Here is a 456-nt window from a genome sequence, read left to right as displayed (position 1 = left end):
ACGCCGATTGTAAAATTAAGCGAGACAAATAAAAAAATCATTTATGTTACACTCAAATTGTAATTCCGTCGAAAGAATACAGGGAGAGTGAACATAAATGACCTATACCCATCTTACACCAAATGAACTCGTAATTATAGAGGCATATTTTCATCAAGAAACACCCGTTGCTTTCGTTGCCAAGAAACTTAAGCGTGGTAGACAGGCCATTTACAATGTTTATCATTTTCTTAAACAAGGAAAAACGGCTCTCGAATACCTCGAACAGTATAAGAAAAATAAAAAACGTTGTGGAAGAAAGCCGATTGAAATACCCAAAGCAGAAAAAGAATACATCGAAGACAAGACAACTCAAGGCTGGACCCCGGATGTGATTGTTGGACGAGGTGAGTTTTCAATTTCATGTTCTGTCCGTACCTTATATCGTCGTTTTAAAAATGGTGAGTTTGATCAAAG

At 36.8% G+C, this 456-nt stretch carries 1 pseudogene; it reads left to right on the top strand.

The annotated features are described in order from the left end of the window. Positions 1-97: 97 nt before the first annotated feature. Positions 98-456 (top strand): annotated as a pseudogene (locus tag RU93_RS11875) (IS30 family transposase); the annotation flags it as partial.

Origin of the sequence: Enterococcus aquimarinus, from assembly GCF_001885765.1 — a bacterium.
Taxonomy (GTDB): Bacteria; Bacillota; Bacilli; order Lactobacillales; family Enterococcaceae; genus Enterococcus_I; species Enterococcus_I aquimarinus.
Note: the sequence above shows the minus strand (reverse complement) of the source record. Positions and strands in the feature narration are given on the sequence as shown.